The sequence below is a fragment of the Aneurinibacillus migulanus genome (genome assembly GCF_001274715.1).
GTDB classification, from domain to species: Bacteria; Bacillota; Bacilli; order Aneurinibacillales; family Aneurinibacillaceae; genus Aneurinibacillus; species Aneurinibacillus migulanus.
This window is the reverse complement of sequence record NZ_LGUG01000002.1, coordinates 1-13446: the sequence shown is the minus strand read 5'-3', so window position 1 is coordinate 13446 and position 13446 is coordinate 1. Positions and strand designations below refer to the sequence as shown.

The 13446-nt window shown below is 44.8% G+C and carries 10 protein-coding genes; 9 read left to right on the top strand and 1 reads right to left on the bottom strand.

The window, feature by feature from the left end:
• Positions 1-376 precede the first annotated feature (376 nt).
• The gene (locus AF333_RS00065) at positions 377-2968 is read left to right on the top strand and encodes a DNA translocase FtsK (protein WP_052811707.1); all 2592 of its coding nucleotides are present in this window, start codon (positions 377-379) and stop codon (positions 2966-2968) included.
• A 67-nt stretch (positions 2969-3035) separates the two neighbouring features.
• Complete coding sequence (locus tag AF333_RS00060; RefSeq protein WP_043063938.1) at positions 3036-3719, top strand: hypothetical protein; 684 nt, start codon at positions 3036-3038, stop codon at positions 3717-3719.
• A gap of 140 nt (positions 3720-3859) precedes the next feature.
• Here AF333_RS00060 and AF333_RS00055 read toward each other — a convergent pair whose 3' ends face one another.
• Positions 3860-4879 carry a ThiF family adenylyltransferase gene (locus AF333_RS00055; protein WP_043063939.1) on the bottom strand — a complete coding sequence of 340 codons (1020 nt, stop codon included), beginning with the start codon at positions 4877-4879 and terminating at the stop codon, positions 3860-3862.
• A gap of 194 nt (positions 4880-5073) precedes the next feature.
• Between AF333_RS00055 and moaA the strand changes: the two genes are divergently transcribed.
• The 7 genes from moaA (at position 5074) to AF333_RS00020 (ending at position 12913) form a co-directional block, all read left to right on the top strand.
• Entirely contained in the window at positions 5074-6075 is a 1002-nt protein-coding gene (gene moaA, locus AF333_RS00050) for a GTP 3',8-cyclase MoaA (RefSeq protein WP_053432639.1), read from the top strand.
• A 3-nt stretch (positions 6076-6078) separates the two neighbouring features.
• Positions 6079-6579, top strand: coding sequence for a cyclic pyranopterin monophosphate synthase MoaC (moaC, locus tag AF333_RS00045; protein WP_043063744.1), 501 nt, complete (start codon positions 6079-6081; stop codon positions 6577-6579).
• Between the two features lie 265 nt (positions 6580-6844).
• Positions 6845-7303, top strand: coding sequence for a pyridoxamine 5'-phosphate oxidase family protein (locus AF333_RS00040; RefSeq protein ID WP_043063745.1), 459 nt, complete (start codon positions 6845-6847; stop codon positions 7301-7303).
• A gap of 118 nt (positions 7304-7421) precedes the next feature.
• Complete coding sequence (locus AF333_RS00035) at positions 7422-8297, top strand: SDR family oxidoreductase (RefSeq protein WP_043063748.1); 876 nt, start codon at positions 7422-7424, stop codon at positions 8295-8297.
• A gap of 124 nt (positions 8298-8421) precedes the next feature.
• Positions 8422-9129, top strand: a complete 708-nt coding sequence (locus tag AF333_RS00030; protein ID WP_043063746.1) for a manganese catalase family protein — start codon at positions 8422-8424, stop codon at positions 9127-9129.
• A 249-nt stretch (positions 9130-9378) separates the two neighbouring features.
• Positions 9379-10512 (top strand): D-alanyl-D-alanine carboxypeptidase family protein, encoded by a 1134-nt coding sequence (locus tag AF333_RS00025; protein WP_235495859.1) that lies wholly within the window; start codon positions 9379-9381, stop codon positions 10510-10512.
• Positions 10513-10639: 127 nt separating this feature from the next.
• Positions 10640-12913, top strand: a complete 2274-nt coding sequence (locus AF333_RS00020) for a YcdB/YcdC domain-containing protein (RefSeq protein ID WP_043063747.1) — start codon at positions 10640-10642, stop codon at positions 12911-12913.
• The last annotated feature ends 533 nt before the right edge of the window (positions 12914-13446 follow it).

The following is a 13446-nucleotide window of genomic DNA, read 5'->3' as shown; positions in this document are numbered from 1 at the left end:
TCCTCGTATTTCCAATATAATACGATTTGAGCAGGTTCGGCAAGGGATCGCTGTGTGTAGCTTGGCCTCCAATACTGAAAATCATGGACAGATATATAGTGTGAATGTCCTCAATTAGCCTGTGAAGATTCGATATATTTTCTTCAAGGGTAATAGAGATACATATGCCGATTTTAATAATTATACATTATCGCTCGGATATTGGAAAATAGCGAGGCTTCTTTCGCTTGCTCTTCGACCCTAGAAAAAATGAAAAATCGTGCTACAATACAAGAAGCGATAAGGATAACAAGCCGCTTAAGGTATAATAGATAAGTGGTTCGGCGTTTTGTAAGAGAAGAAGCGAAAGAAGCGGAGAAGGAAAGGAAGAGACGCTTTGAAAGAATGGGTGGAACGATTCAAACAATGGCTGTTGGCAGAAGAAAACGTAAAGAAGAAAAAAGAAAAGCGTACAAAAGCATACGATGAGACGTATGAAGAGGAGTACGAAGAGTTCGAGCCACAGGTTGCTCCGATCCCGATAGCCAATAAGCATTTGACGATACGTACAACCAATATTTATCCGAAGCGGACGGTCGAGCAAGCGATAGAACAACGTAAGGCATCTGAACGTAAGAGAAGTGAGCGAGTGTTACGCCGGGAGGCATCACAGGCTTCTCCAATGCCGGCAAAGCAGAGGAGAAGGCGGGATAGCAATAGTTTTCAATTTCCTTTAATTCCAGACGAGCTGCCCACTAGTGAGCGTATACAGGAAAGAGAAGAGGAAAAGCAGCGAAAACGATCGCATGAAGCTACGGACAGAGTTCAGCCAAAAAAACAACAAGTTTCTGAACAACCGCCTACTCCAAGAGCGGTTCGCCCTGCGGAGGGAAAAAGACCGTTCCGTCCTACGGAAGTAATTTCGCCGATATATGGTCGTAAGCGTCCAGAGCAGCGCGTAGAAGAAGAACAGGGCGAACAAGCATTGGATACACGGGTACATCCGATGTCGTTTAAAAAGGCTGAGGAGCCTCTACATAAAGATATACAAGATAAAGAGGCTGTGTCGTTTCCTACTCGCGAGCAACAACCACCCGTTTTCGAAGAAATGCAAGTGGTACCCGAATATTCTGTTTCTACGGAGAAAGAGATAGTTTTTGAGAAAGAGGAAGACAAGACAGAAGATATGAAGGAAGAGGTTTCTCTTGTTGTCTCTGCACCTTCAGTGACGGAACGTTTTCTGCCTGACAGAGAATTGACTGAATGGCAGGATGCAAATGAAAAAGAGGCTGTGATTGTAGAAGATAAGTCGTTGCCTGTATCTCCTCATCGGACCAGGCAGGAGGAACCTGTGCCTACGATTCAACGAGAGAATTTATCCGTCTCTTTAGCAGCTGACTTTCGTCAAGAGGAGAGAATTGTTCCTTCATTCCCTCGTCCGGGCATAGAAGAACATGCGAAAATGCAAGGAGTCAGCATGGAACGTGAAGAGCCTGCGAAATGGAATGGCCCGCCTACGACTATGCCCACATCTGCTGTACCGGTGAGTGGAGTGTATAAAAAGCCAGGGTTTTCTTTGTTGACTTCTCCGCCAAGCGTACAGATAGAAGATGCGGAATATGTCGATCAACAGCAGCATGTACTGGCAAGTACACTTCATAACTTTAACGTAAATGCGGAGGTTATCGGTGCAGTGCGTGGTCCGACGGTAACGCGTTATGAAATACAACCGGCTCCAGGTGTAAAAGTAAATAAAATTACCAATCTTGTCGATGACATTAAGTTAAGTCTTGCAGCACGCGATATTCGGATTGAAGCGCCGATTCCGGGCCGTTCTGCGGTCGGTATCGAAGTGCCAAACGAGCAGAGCATGCCTGTGTTCCTGCGATCAATTCTGGAATCAAGTGTATTTCAAGAAGCATCTTCTCCACTTACAGTGGCGCTTGGTATGGATATTGGCGGTGAGCCTATTGTGGCCGATCTGGCAAAAATGCCTCATGGCCTTATTGCCGGGGCAACCGGCTCGGGAAAAAGCGTATGTATCAACTCGATTATTTTGAGTCTGCTATACAAGGCAACACCCGATCAAGTACGCTTGTTACTGGTTGACCCGAAGATGGTCGAGCTTGCACCATACAACCGTCTGCCGCACCTTGTGGCACCGGTTGTAACCGATCCGAAGCAGGCGACTGCCGCGCTCAAATGGGCAGTGCACGAAATGGATAGCCGATACGAGAAGTTTGCCGAAGCGGGCGCGCGCGATATATCCAGATATAATGATTTAATGCGTCGTGCGTTCCCGGATGAAAAAGCATATCTCATGCCGAGTATCGTCATCATTATCGACGAATTGGCTGATTTGATGATGGTAGCACCGCAGGATGTGGAAGAAGCCATCTGTCGGATTGCACAGAAGGCACGGGCTTGCGGTATTCACTTGCTCGTAGCGACTCAACGGCCATCGGTCGATGTTATTACCGGTCTTATTAAAGCTAACATTCCGACGCGGGTCGCTTTTTCTGTATCGTCACAAACCGACTCACGTACAATTCTTGATATGAATGGGGCGGAGCGTCTGCTCGGCCGGGGTGATATGCTGTATTTGTCGAGCGGCAGTTCCAAGCCGGTTCGCTTACAGGGGCCGTACGTGTCTGATGATGAAATCGAAGCGGTCACCGAATATGTCCGCGCTCAGGCGGAACCGAATTATTTATTTGAGAAGGAAGATTTAACCCAAGCGATGACATCGGAAAATACGGATGAGCTATTTTCGGAAGTGGTTCTCTTTTGCGTCGAGCATGGTCAGGCCTCGGCTTCGCTTTTGCAACGAAACTTCCAAATTGGATATAACCGGGCGGCCCGGCTCATTGATATGATGGAGGAGAAAGGTTTTATTTCTGGACAGACTGGTAGTTCCAAGCCACGCGACGTATTTCTGACCCGCACCGAATACGACAATTTGTTCGGAGGAGACTCAAGACGGGAATAGTACCGGAATCCTCTCGTTTCATGGTATAATGAAAGGAAATGCTCGCAAGGTAAGGAGTTGAATCGTTTTGCAGAATGAACATGAATCCTCGGTTCTTGTCGATTTCTTTGCTGAACGAGAGGCGAAACAACAGGTTTTTAACGAGATGCATGAGAATCTGATGGAGAAGCTTCGCGAGTATGCGTGCAATACGCTGAACCTACGGGAGAAGGTACGAGCAAAGCATATATTCCGTAGCAAGGTCAATCTCCCTTCTGAAGCGTTACTGACGCCATTTTGGGAAGCGCAGTACGGTATTTGGTTTCTGCTCGAATGTCAGAATATTAAGGGTGAGCGGATTATCGAGAAGTATTTGCTGGACCCGGATAATGATTTGTCTGAGCAGGAACTGCATCTTGCCGCGCATTGGATGGCTGCTTATCCTTCTGTGTACCGTGTCGTCGAAGCATGGGAAGAGGGGTATCGTCTAACCGATTTATGGGGCGAGGACATCATTGATGTGACGCTTGGTGACAGAGAGCAGGTGCGCAGTGAATTCATGATTGGTCAGTATTTGTTTACGCGTCTGGCCAAGGTAGGCTTTATTCACCGGATTATCGGTCCATATGCGCTGATAAACAAAGAGCGCATTAATGAAATCAGGCGGAATCTGGAAGCGAACTTTGAACGAAGCAAGGAAGAGAACAGCCAATGGTCATGGCGTTTATTTATGCAGCATCATGGTGTTGAAGTGTTACGCATGTATCAGTAACAACAAAGAGAACGAAGAATAAGATGGTCAATTTGTGTCCATCCTTTTGGTTGTTGGACATTTTTGTGTAAAAAAAGCACATGCTTGCTACTAAGCATGTGCTTTTTTTTATGAAATAAGAAAGATTTTCTTATGTTGTTCTAAGACCCGATATACTTGGCGTATAAAGTACGTGCGACAGTTGTATCATCGGTTCCCTGAATCACGACGCGTCCATTGGGAAATACGATTAGGGTATATTCGCCGGTACGGAAACGAAGCAGGAACTTGTTTCGCTCCACTTCGCCTAATGGCACAAAGCGCTGTTCGAGTTTTTCAAGGTTTAGTCTTTGTTCTGTAGCGGGGCTAATTTGTACGCTATCTCGTCCGCACAAGGATGTTACGGTGTCTTCATCGCCTGAAAGTTCAAGGAATTCAAATACGCCTTTACCGCAGGTTGGACATTCAGGATTGCGTTTATTAGTCATGTTCATTCGGGTATGCATATTGCGCCAGATTTCCATATGTTCAAGATTGGGATTTACGTTCTTTTCATCTCCGACCAGCAGCTTGAGCGCCTCTGTAGCTTGATAAGAAGCGACAATATGAATAATAGGGCCAATAACACCGGCTGTATCACACGTCTCTCCACCGGTCGGTGGTTCGGGAATAAAGCAACGCAAGCATGGTGTAATATGCGGACGAATGGCCGTAAACATACCTTTTGCGCTAACAGCTCCGCCATACACCCATGGAATACCGTGTTTTATTGCGACATCATTAATCAGGAAACGAATGGCGAAGTTATCGGTTCCATCAAGGATTACATCGAAACCAGTTAGCAACTCCTCAGCATTTATTGCCGTTATATCAGCAATGATAGGTTCAACAGTTATGCTGCTGTTTATCCGTTTTAGCTTTTCTGCTGCCGCGATTACTTTCGGAAGATGATTGGCCGCGTCTTCTTCATCGTATAACATCTGACGTTGCAGGTTGCTCGGCTCAACAAAATCGCGGTCGATAATCCGTACGTGCCCTACACCGGCTCGTACCATATGATTAGCAAGTACGGCGCCGAGCGCGCCTGCACCTACGATAACCACACGGCTTGTGCCCAGGTTCTCCTGCCCTTTTGCACCTATTGGGGCAAATAACAGTTGTCTTGAATACCGTGTATCCATTATAGGATGCCCCCATTCTATGAATCTTTTATATAGAAGTATTGTAGCATGTTTACAGAGGGGAAGCCTACAATTGAGGAGGACAGAAGTTTCACAAGGTTGTAGCTTCTTTCCTTTTTCCACATTTCCAATACAAAGAATATTATAGTATACTAATGTGACTCGGAAAAATGGTTGAAGGAGATGCGAGCTTCATGAATAAGCTAATCGATAGATTTGGCCGCGTCCACGATTATTTACGGATTTCGGTGACCGACCGCTGTAACCTGCGCTGCGTGTATTGCATGCCGGCGGAAGGGATGGAATTTGAACCGAGCGAGAACATTCTCCGCTACGAAGAGATTGCCGAAGTGGTAGCAGCGGTCGCCAAAATGGGTGTGCGCAAGCTGCGTCTTACCGGAGGCGAGCCGTTGGTGCGCAAAGAGATTGAAACGTTGATTGCTATGCTGTCCGGCATTCCGGGCATTGAAGATATCGCGCTGACGACGAATGCGATTTTTCTCGCACAGAAAGCGGAGGCGCTCAAAGAAGCAGGCGTGACTCGTGTGAATATCAGCCTGGACTCCTTGAAGTCGGAACGGTTCGCCTATATTACGCGCGGGGGCAGCCTGAAGCGGGTAATGGATGGCCTGGAGGCTGCACTCCGGGTCGGATTTGCGCCAGTGAAGCTGAATGTGGTGCTGATGCAAGGACAAAATGACGATGAAATTGAGGATTTTATCCGATTGTCGCTCGACAAACCGCTGCAAATCCGGTTTATCGAATATATGCCTATCGGCCATAATGACGAAGGGTGGCGGGCGAAATATCTCTCGCTGGATACGGTATTCGAGAAAGTGAAGCAGATGGGATATACGTATGAGCCGGCCGGAGACATCTACGGGAACGGTCCAGCAGATAACTACCGCATTCCGGGAGCCATGGGTACGTTCGGCTTGATTCATCCTGTGAGTGATCATTTTTGCGGCAACTGTAACCGTCTGCGTCTTACTGCTGACGGCAACATTAAGCCATGCCTGTATTGGGATGATGAATGGAATGTGCGTCCACGTATTGGTGATGAAAAAGCAATACAGGACATGTTCCTGCGTGCGATTGATGCAAAGCCGGAGAACCACGAGATGGCACAGGCATTGGCCAGTGAGAAGCAATCCCATACGCCGACCTTACGCCGTATGTCACAAATAGGAGGATAAGCGATGAGCGAGTCATTGACCCATTTTAATGAACAGCAACGTGCTCGTATGGTGGACATTACAGAGAAAAAAGTAACAGAGCGAACCGCCATCGTAAAAAGCCGGATCGTTATGAAGCAAGAGACATTGTTGCGAATTAAAGAAGGCCGCATCGGAAAAGGTGATGTATTGGCTGTCGCGCAAGTGGCCGGTATTATGGCGGCGAAGAAGACATCCGATATAATTCCGATGTGCCACCCTTTGGCGCTGACGGGTGTAGATATTGCATTCTCGGATAACGGCGAAGATACGTTATATATTGAAGTTACCGTAAAAACGAAGGGGCTAACCGGAGTAGAGATGGAAGCTCTTACTGCTGCGACCGTGACCGGGTTAACGGTGTATGATATGTGCAAGGCTATGGACAAAGAAATGGTAGTTGGTCCTACATATCTGGCTGTAAAAACGGGGGGCAAAAGCGGCGACTTTACTAATAATATGAAGGTTAACCTCGCACTTGAATAAAGTGCGTTTTTTTATATGGATAAGAAACGATATGTCGCTGTAAAGTAAAAAAGCGACATAAAGCAGCCGTTTGGCTTCTTTGTAGAAAAAGGATGAGCGGCAACGCCCGCAAGCTTTTCCTATGTTCGGCACTTGACTAGATGTTGAATCAAGTATACTACCGTTATCGCTTGCAGGTATTTATGTTTTTCAAGCAGGAAATATTGTTTTTGAAGGAGAAGATAGTCCAATAGAAAATGCAATGTGAGATAAAGGAGTAGATATCATGGCAAAAAAAACAGAAGTACCTACAACATTAACAGTACAACAACAAGAACTGCTGAACGAGGAAACACTGGTCTTGCTTAGCACAGTGGATGCGGAGACGAAAATCCCAACGGTTAACGCTATCTCATGGGTAAAGGCACCGTCCGAAAGTAAAATCCGATTCTCTGTAAGTGCTTCCTCTAGAATCGTAGCAAACGTTAAAGACAATCCTGGCGTAACGCTATGCATCATCGGTCTTGAAACGGTATATTCCATTGTAGGCAAAGGTACAATCCTAACAGAGAAGTTGGAAGGTGTAGCTATGCCGCTGGCGACTATTGAAGTCGATATTTCTGCCATCCATGAAAGCATGTTCTGGGGTGCCAAAATCGTTCAGGAACCTACATTTGAAAAAACATACGACCTGGAAAAAGCGAAAGCGCTGGATGAGCAGGTCTACGCCGCCATGCTTAAATAGGTGGTTTTTATAAAGCGAAGCCGATATGGCTTCGCTTTTTTTGATTCAGATAACAGATGAGAGGGAACAACATATAGTGTGGTTATTTTTTAAGAAAATCGAGGAAGGGTGGCTGATCATGGCACAACAAAATGGGAAAAACAAGCTGACTTCAATGGCTCCGCAGCATGGATATCTTCAGCCGGATATCGAGTCGCAAATGGCTCCGCAACCTAATGCCGAGGACTACGGATATAAGGCAAGCGGCAAGTTGAAAGGAAAAGTTGCGCTCATTACGGGTGGAGACAGCGGCATCGGACGTGCGGTTGCTATCGCCTACGCCAAAGAAGGTGCAGACATCTGCATTATGTATCTGGAAGCGGACAGCGATGCTCAGGAAACCAAACGCCAGATCGAACAGGAAGGCCGTCGTTGCCTAACGATTGCAGGCGATATCGGGGATGAAAAGTTTTGCCAGGATTCGATTCAGAAGGTCATCAATGAGTTCGGCCGCCTGGATGTTCTTGTTAACAATGCAGGAGAACAGCATGTACAAAAAAACTTCGAAGACATCACATCGGAGCAGCTACATCGTACATTTCAGACGAATATCTTCTCCATGTTTTATATGACCAGGGCTGCACTTACGCATTTGAAACCGGGAAGCGCCATTATTAATACGGCTTCTATTACGGCTTATAAAGGCCATCCGCTGCTTATTGATTACTCTTCAACTAAAGGAGCGATTGTATCATTTACCCGTTCCTTGTCCATGTCACTGATCGAAAAAGGGATCCGGGTGAATGGCGTAGCGCCAGGACCTATTTGGACGCCGTTGATTCCATCTACATTTTCACCGGATCAAGTAGAGCAATTCGGTAAAGATACTCCGATGAAGCGTCCGGGACAGCCAGAAGAATTAGCTCCAAGCTATGTGTTTCTGGCAAGCGACGATTCATCGTATATTAGCGGCCAAATGATACATGTGAACGGCGGAACGGTTCTTAACGGCTAAAGCGGCAAAGCAAAGGAAAAAATCACTCTATAAAAATAAGGTACTTTTGGAATAGTTTATGTAAGGCAATAATGAGGAAAAGACCTTCTGTGTATAACGATAAAACATGCAGGAGGTCGGGCGAATGTTTGAGCACAGAAAAAAACTAATGTATGAAGTAAAGGTAAGCCAGGCGGATCCGAGATTTGCAAAGCTACTATTGGAACAGTTCGGCGGAGCGAATGGCGAGCTGGCCGCCGCAATGCAGTACTTTGTGCAAGGTCTTGGCTGTCGCGACGCGAAGATGAGGGACATGTTCATGGACATCGCTACAGAAGAGATTAGCCATCTAGAGATGGTCGGCACCTGTATTGATATGTTAATCAAAGGGCATCCGAATGAAGAGTACTATGAGAGCGAACTTTTCGATGTCGTTGGTGGCAATGGCCTCAATCTGATGAACAGCCATGGAGTAAAATGGACGGCTGATTATTTAAAAGTCAGTGGTGAGCTTGCAAGCGATTTACTTAATGATATAGCAGCTGAGGGACGGGCAAAAATTACGTACGAACGACTCATCTCTCAGACAGATGATCCGTTAGTCATCGATACCTTGAAGTTTTTGATGACGCGTGAAGTGACGCATATTCGAAACTTTCAGGAGGCTCTATATACGCTTGAAGAACAAATGCCAGGAACGATGGCAGGTACACCTGAATTTGTAAGAAAATATTATAATATGTCAACCGGTGAAACGGATGCTCGTGGACCGTGGAATGCGGCTGATACATTCGAGTATATAGAAAGTCCAGAGCCTATGGGAAATAACCCGGCAGCCGAGTTTAAAAATTAACGAAAAGCGGAGTGTTTGACAAGAACGCTCCGCTTTTTCGTTTAGCTTCGACGTTATACGTCGGAGAAATATGGCCTAAAAATTATGACATAATGAGGGCGAAATACAAAAAAATTAACATACAGCATAATGGATTTTTATAACTTTCTTCACTTTTCATATTTTTTTCTTAGCATTTATACTATTTTTATGGAAACAATGAAACGAACTTATTTATATATAGCAAGAAATGCGTTCTTATTTCTGTTTGTGTTGCAATTTTGCTTACCAATAGAACAGGCGGAAGCTACGGTTGAAACGGAGGAACCTTCCGTCAACAGTCAATCAGCGATTCTTATCGATTCTCGTTCAGGAGATGTGCTATATGAGAAAAATCCGGACGAGGAAATGGCACCGGCCAGCATTACTAAAATTGCTACCGGAATTATCGCACTAGAGGCTGATAGGGCGGGTGAGCAGGTCATCGTGTCGCGAAATGCACGACAAACAGACGGAACCCGTATATTTCTGGCGGAAGGGGAGCAGAAGCCGCTCGAAGATCTGGTGTATGGACTATTGATGAACTCGGGAAATGACGCGGCTGTAGCTATCGCCGAACATATTGATGGCAGCGTAGCTGAATTTAGCCAACGAATGAACAAGTTTGCAGCTTCAGTTGGAGCCACTCATACACATTTTACAAATCCAAGTGGACTATATGAAAAAGAACATACAACAACAGCTGCCGATATGGCGAAAATCGCGGCCCATGCAATGAAAAATGAGAAATTTCGAGAAATTGTAAGTACACGCATGAAAACGTGGGAAGGTAAAGAGTGGAAGAGCAAGCTTATTAATCATAATAAAATGCTTGTATCTTATCAGGGGGCCAATGGCATTAAAAACGGTTTTACCCAACAATCAGGGTTTACATTGGTCACGTCGGCTGAACGAAACGGTACGGAATTCATCGCAGTGCTTTTAAAAGCAAATAGTGATAAGCAAATTTATAAAGATGCAACAAAGCTTTTGGACTATGGATTCGCCCATTTTAAAACGGTTCCTGTACTGAAAGCCGGAGCGAAAATCTCCGGAGAGACGAGCGATTACTACGCGGGAGAGAGCGTATATGCCTCCATTCCAAAAGATGACAAATTTAAAGTGCGGGTTGCTCCAGGAGATGATCTTATCGTTGAAACGTCTTCCGGTCTTACGCGTCAATATCCGTCGGTACTCAATAAAGAACAACATGTTACAGCAGGAGCCCCGAACGAACGGATAGCTGTCTCGGGAATGGAGCATTCATATAGTCTCCCAGAATTTTTTATGTTATTTTTCTGGTGGCTCATGATCTCTTTCATGAGCTGGGTAATGGTATTGCTGCTAAAGAAAAAACGGGTCTAAACTTGTCCCTTGCCTCTATACATGTACAGAGGCAATTTTTTTATTTTAGGAAGAAAAAACTGGAACTATTTTACCGTTCTATTCGTCAATGTTAGTGAAAGTCAGTCATGTTAAGGGAGGAAGAGGAATGGGCAAACAGATGAAAAAGAAGTGGGCAGGCTCCATGCTGGCTGCGACGATTGCAGCAGGGGGAATTCTGCCTTACAATGTATTGGCTGATGAAGCGAAAGCGACACCGCAAGCTTCTGTTCAAACGGTAAAAACAACGAAAATTGATCGGGAAGAAGCGCTCCGGATCGCCCAGGAATTTATGCCGGTTCCAGCAGGGTATACGAACAACCAGGTAGAGATGGAAGACAATAAATATATAGGGCGTACATTATGGAGACTCACATGGAGCATGCAGCAACCTGGAGACGACTATGGTGGGCAGCTAAGCATTTCGGTAGATGCAAAAGACGGTACCATTCTGAATGCAAACCACTGGACGCGTGAATCCGAACGAAATAATCTACTGCCAGGGAAGCTGGATACGACCAGCCTAGTGAACCAAGCAAATGCTTTAATAAATAAACATTATGCAAAATATGCGTCACAGATGAAACTTAGCGAAGACTCGCTTGAAAGCTTCAAACGTGGCAGCATGCCGTATATGGATTCGTTATACTTTATGCGGCTTCAGAACGGAATTCCCGTAACAGACCAGGGACTTCGTATCTCGTATGATAAGAAGGGGAAAATTCGCAGTGTGGATTTTAGCTGGGATGATGTGCAGTTCGAAAGTATTTCGAACCTAAAAAACAAAGATGAGATTCTGCATCAGGTAGAGCGTGAACTGGAGATGGAACTGGCGTATTTGTCGAATGTGTCACAGCCCGGTGGAAAAATCGAATTGGCGTACGCTCCAAAACTTAAAACGTCGAGCGATTTATATAACGTGGTACCGGGACTTCTTATTGACGCAAAAACTGGAAAACAAATCTCGGCTATAGACGGTAAAGAGCTAAATGCATCCACTGACGTCAATCGACCTCTTTCTACCGCAAAAACGACACCGCCTTCCAGTGTGAATATAGATGAAGCGCAGGCAATAGCAAAAATCAAAGAATTCGGTATTTTAAAAGATTCTATGAGTGTGGAACAGAAAGGATATCGCGAAGAAAGTCACCCTGTTAAACGCAAGGTATGGGAGATATATGCGGTTGAGTCAGAAGGGGAAAGAAAACAGGTGCGTGCTTCCCTGGATGCTCAAACCGGAGAATTGGTTAACTATAGTCAGTATGGCATGCCTTATAATGAAAAAATGGAAAACCCGGATAAGATAAAGGTGAATATTAGCAGACAGCAGGCTGAAAAAACTGCGGAAGCATTTATAAGAAAAGCGCTACCAGGCCGTCTGGATAAGCTTTATGCGGTGGAAGCTACGCCGAATTATTATAATGGAGACACAGATAAGATACTTAATTATAACGTTTCATTTGTTAGAAAAGAAAATGGAGTTCGCGTAGTAGGCGAAGGAGCAACAGTTAACGTAGATGCTGATACTGGAGAAATCACCGATTACAATATGATGTGGTCTGTTCAGGCCCTGCCCGCTCTTACTAACGTAATTAAGCCAGAAGAGGCAAAAAAGAAAGCAATGACGCTTATGGAAGCAGAACTACGCTATAATCTTATCCCGCCTTATGGATCGGTAGGAACAGGGAAAGTGCGCAAAGCTAAACCTGTATATGTGTTGGCTGTTAAAGCAAATGGACAGCCATACGATTATGGTACAAGCTATCTGGATGCGAGAACAGGTGAATGGAAAACGCACGGCAACTTGCCAGTAAATAATTCAGGTCAGTCGATAAGTGATATTGCAGGCCATCCACTGCAAAAGGAATTGCAGAACATGGTAGATGCCAATTTGCTGGAAGTAAAAGACGGTAAGCTTAATCCGGATCAAAAGTTAACACGTGGTGAAGCGGTTAAGATATTCTATACTGCGGCACGACAGCCATATGAGTACTATGGGCCGGGACAAGAATCGTTTTTTACAGATGTAGACGAGAATAGTGAAATCAAGCAGGCGGCTGAATGGGCGGTTCAGAACCGATTGTTGCCGCGAGGCGTGAAACAATTGCGTCCAAATGATCCAGCCACCCGTGAATTTTTGGCAGAACTTATTGTACGAGGATTAGGATATGATAAGTTGGCGGCCAAAGAAGGTATATTCGAAACAAAGCTTCAGGACGAAGCAGCTATTAATAAGAAAGGGAATGCTGCATTGGTAACTCGCTTGCAAGTCATGACGCCGAATGACAAAAATGAGTTTGAACCGGCACGTCAGGTAACAAAAGCGGAAACGGCCGTAGCTGTATACCGATATTTACAGATAAAAGAATCGTTTATGGAATAAGAAAAATGTGGAGTAGCAAAAACACACGGAGATGGCTCACGTGTGTTTTTGTTTTACATTACACCTGGTGATTATCCTCTCTGTATGGTATTGGATAATCAATGCCCTTGGTTTTACGTTATTTTTCACAGTCAACCTGGAGCGGAGGATAAGGATGATGTGCTTATACAATAATAATGTGTAATCTCTATCGACATAAAAAATTAAGACATAAGAAAAACTGCGGAAAGTCTTGCCTGTATAAAAAAATCATGATATATTATTTCTTGTCAATTTCAAAAAATGGTTTTTATATCCGATTACATTTTTCTTAAAAATAATTTAAAAAAAGGCTTGCAATTGATTGTGGAATGTAATAAGATATAAAAGTCGCCGCTGAAATACGGCGTAATAAAAAACAAGTTCCTTGAAAACTGAACAGTAACACTCGAATGTGTGCGAGTATATAAAAATTATCCACGAAAGTGACGAGTCGCTTTGTAGCGAATACCGAATACTTTCGCGGGGCCCGAAAAGATTTCTTTTCGATTTAG

What these genes read in the sequence shown, in the direction of transcription:
- AF333_RS00040 (WP_043063745.1), top strand. Translation starts at nt 6,845, where the DNA reads ATGGCAAAAAAAACAGAAGTACCTACAACATTAACAGTACAACAACAA.
- AF333_RS00055 (WP_043063939.1), bottom strand. Translation starts at nt 4,879, where the DNA reads ATGGATACACGGTATTCAAGACAACTGTTATTTGCCCCAATAGGTGCA.
- moaC (WP_043063744.1), top strand. Translation starts at nt 6,079, where the DNA reads ATGAGCGAGTCATTGACCCATTTTAATGAACAGCAACGTGCTCGTATG.
- AF333_RS00030 (WP_043063746.1), top strand. Translation starts at nt 8,422, where the DNA reads ATGTTTGAGCACAGAAAAAAACTAATGTATGAAGTAAAGGTAAGCCAG.
- moaA (WP_053432639.1), top strand. Translation starts at nt 5,074, where the DNA reads ATGAATAAGCTAATCGATAGATTTGGCCGCGTCCACGATTATTTACGG.
- AF333_RS00020 (WP_043063747.1), top strand. Translation starts at nt 10,640, where the DNA reads ATGGGCAAACAGATGAAAAAGAAGTGGGCAGGCTCCATGCTGGCTGCG.
- AF333_RS00035 (WP_043063748.1), top strand. Translation starts at nt 7,422, where the DNA reads ATGGCACAACAAAATGGGAAAAACAAGCTGACTTCAATGGCTCCGCAG.